Annotated in this window: 3 protein-coding genes; all 3 read right to left on the minus strand. The window is 35.7% G+C overall.

The annotated features are described in order from the left end of the window. Positions 1-335 precede the first annotated feature (335 nt). Genes Dpoa2040_RS17730 through Dpoa2040_RS17740 form a run of 3 tightly spaced genes read right to left on the minus strand, consistent with a single transcriptional unit; the run spans position 336 to position 2,451 of the window. On the minus strand, positions 336-968 hold the full coding sequence (locus tag Dpoa2040_RS17730) for a hypothetical protein (protein WP_102801581.1): 633 nt from the start codon (positions 966-968) through the stop codon (positions 336-338). Beyond that, positions 959-1,369, minus strand: a complete 411-nt coding sequence (locus Dpoa2040_RS17735; protein ID WP_102801580.1) for a hypothetical protein — start codon at positions 1,367-1,369, stop codon at positions 959-961. Before Dpoa2040_RS17735 ends, Dpoa2040_RS17730 begins: the two co-directional genes overlap by 10 nt. A gap of 2 nt (positions 1,370-1,371) precedes the next feature. Beyond that, complete coding sequence (locus tag Dpoa2040_RS17740) at positions 1,372-2,451, minus strand: hypothetical protein (protein ID WP_168642095.1); 1,080 nt, start codon at positions 2,449-2,451, stop codon at positions 1,372-1,374. Positions 2,452-3,298 lie beyond the last annotated feature (847 nt).

A 3,298-nucleotide genomic window follows, 5' to 3' on the forward strand; every position in this document is an offset into this window, starting at 1 on the left:
TCAATTATAAATCACTTTAATTTTTTAAAATTGAAAATTAATGGATACACTTGCATTAATTTAGCGTTTTTATTTTAAATAATACCACTGTTTAACTAAAGAGCATTAATATTCAACATTAATATAAGATAGCGATATAATACATGAATAAATTGGACATCAGCAACAGTGGATAATTTACCAACGTAATACTAGCGTAAGAGTGAGTCGATGTATTCTTGTGTAGATAGAAGGAGTTAAGCTGAAGATCGACAGAACCGTAGAAGTAATTACACAGTGTGTGAAGATGGTTTTTTATTGTGGTGGTTAAATGCGAATTGAGGCTAAATTAACAATTATTTTTTATCCTGTGGATCGAACCCCAATACAATCCCCATGTGTCTAACTTTATATGGCAATCCTGAACGCGCATGTGTATGTTGTGAGTAAAAACTTAACCCCTGTCTATTCTCACACTCAGAAAATAAATAACCATTGAGTCCGGCATCACTGAGGCGATTACTCCATTCAGAAATAACGGCAGCAGCATTATTGTTCTTAATGTAAATTAACATTCCACCATTACAGTTATTATTAGTACCTGATGAATATCTAGTACATAACTGATTAAACCCCTGCATTAAATAGTCATAACCAGAATGAATTTTAGCTTCACCCAGCCACATATAATCCCTATGTCTAATCACAACATCAGAGTGCCCACCGATCATTTCATCATGGCTAGCTTGATAACCCTTAGCTCTGAAATGGTGAATTACATCCGTTGTTAAACGATCTTCTCCGTCGTTCTGCCTAACTCTAGGATCTTCTTCCATGAACTCTATACATTCGGTCATATCTTTATACAAAAGACATAAAAATTCATCATAAGAAGAACACAATAATTGTGTTATGAAATGTTGCGTATTTTTATCAGCAAGAGCAATGATTTTTAACTGGGCAATTGTAATATTATCATCTAATTGCATTCCACTTCCCGCCCTAATTTTGAAAGTGAAAAGTACATAAATATTTTTGATTCAAAATCCTTAACTAACTCACCAGTCTCAGGATGATAATATTTATTATCCAGTTGAGTTTTTTGAAAATCCTCAAGACTAACTTGTTCTATAAAATCATCTTCGATAAATTCGAAACAAATGTCAATAATAGGTAATGAATCACCAGAAAAATAGCGAACAACATTTACAACCAAGCTATCATCATGAGTATTTATTACTTTTTTTAAATTAAAAAAGGCAATATGCCTTAAATTATCCTTGGACGACGAACATATATAATCAATTACAGAATGGCAGGCGCGACAGACTTCAGGATTTGACCTGAAGTCTGCATCTATCATCTCAATGATCTGCGCCCTAGTTAACATTATTACAAGACCTTTGAAATCAATAAATTGAAATCATTCTCGGTAATACATCCTTCCAGTGTAGCACAATCGACTTTGGGATTCGAGCGAGCAGCTAGTGAAACACCACCGTCAATTGTAAGTTTCAGACAACTACCACACTCACCATCCCATTGTTTAGTAATGCAAAAATTATTAGTATCACCATCAATAGCATCTAACCCAGCCAGATGGAATTGTTCATCTCTGAGGTCATCCTCACGTTTTCTCATCTTTTCAGTTTTGACAGAACCTGTTGCTGTGGCATGTTCAAGATTATGAATTCTGCCATCGTCGCTATCATACAATTCATCAATTTTAGAGTGGATATTTATGCTTTCCATTGGAATAGAAATATTATTCATATCTCGGTATCCATCCATTAGCATATGGCGATAACGACGAGCTGCGCTATCCATTTCATCTTTTAAAATATTACGGCTATGATCTATCTGAAATTGTATTACTCCGGTATTTTTATCTAATTGAACACAATCAAAAGATTGCGCCCTACCAGATTTAACTCCTATGATTTCATCAAAACCACTAAATTGACTTTCCCCATCATCTGATAAATTAATCTCAGAAATATCAATTATTACTCTTTCTTTATATGCTCTTGGATATGTAAAAATGATTCGTAACATCTCATCAGTTTCATCAAGAAAAACCGGACAAGGATTAGTCAGAGGAACTGACTGCAATTCATCGTGACTAATTGGCAGGGGGTAACTATTCCTATAAAGAGAGAGATTTGTATGTGTTGATGAATTAAATATCTCTTTTATTACATCACATACATTAACAATATTAGCAGAAAGGTCACCATGCTCATCTTCAGATATCTGGCTAAAATACACCGTCCTTTGCCCAAAAAAAAGCTGAGATAAATATAATCCTCTCACAGATTCGTTAACATCTGTACTGTTAATTTCGGAATAGTGTTCTAATAATGGCTCCCAACCTCTTGCGGATGAAAGATTGCTGAATTTCAAACCATGTTGAACAACCCTAAAAGATATACCCTTATCTCTCATTAAAGATAAATAGCCCAAAGCATTCATAATAAATGTCTCTTCCAAAATTAAACTATTACATATTAAGCCCTATCAGCCTTCTTCCCTACTCCCGGTTGCACAAGCGCAGCGCTAACCGTGTCAAGCATCAACCAATGATCAGGCGTAGATACCCAATAATTCTCAACCAGCGCACTCTCTTTTTCTGAACAACATGGTTACGGGGGCGGTTACTGATCAATACATACAGGACATCAGCTCCTGCTGCCGCTATCCCAGCCAGATAGTCACTATACGAATTGCGCCCTCCTTCCTTATAGTTACTTCATGCCCCCCAATTGCCCAAAAACCATCTTGAACAAGACCAAGTCGAATACGATGTCCCTTCCAATAGAAGCAAAACTATTTTTTCTTTATATAGTTACCACTAACAACTATATCATTTGAGGGAATTATAGATTGTGTCATGTTAATAATTGCAATATACCACAATAAAAACAAATGAAAACGTATCACGATCACAAGCACCTTATAGGAAAAGGTCGGACAAACTGTGGCAATGTGCCTGCTCACCGCTGAAATAGCGGAACTGGAAGCATCTGCGCTGGATCAGAACCGTTTGATGTCCAGCATGACCAAGATCATTTTTTGAACACCATCACTCTATTCCGTCAATCAGTTGACGAAAAGTGAGAGTTTTTTAGAACAGGGCTTGCTCTGTTAATTTTAGATATATCCAATTATGGTTTTTAGTTAGATATTAAGCTAGCGCTCACTCACCTCAGGTTAAAAACGAAGTTTACAAACAGGATATGAAAAATCACTCCGTACCTAAAACCCCGACCTCTCCGCGTTACTTATTTTTGTTTATTAGTGTTTTTCATTTAACCTGCTA

Origin of the sequence: Dickeya sp. CFBP 2040 (genome assembly GCF_012273755.1) — a bacterium.
Taxonomy (GTDB): Bacteria; Pseudomonadota; Gammaproteobacteria; order Enterobacterales; family Enterobacteriaceae; genus Dickeya; species Dickeya poaceiphila.

Coding starts and splice junctions, on each gene's coding strand:
- Dpoa2040_RS17730 (WP_102801581.1), bottom strand. CDS start 968: ATGCAATTAGATGATAATATTACAATTGCCCAGTTAAAAATCATTGCT.
- Dpoa2040_RS17740 (WP_168642095.1), bottom strand. CDS start 2,451: ATGAATGCTTTGGGCTATTTATCTTTAATGAGAGATAAGGGTATATCT.
- Dpoa2040_RS17735 (WP_102801580.1), bottom strand. CDS start 1,369: ATGTTAACTAGGGCGCAGATCATTGAGATGATAGATGCAGACTTCAGG.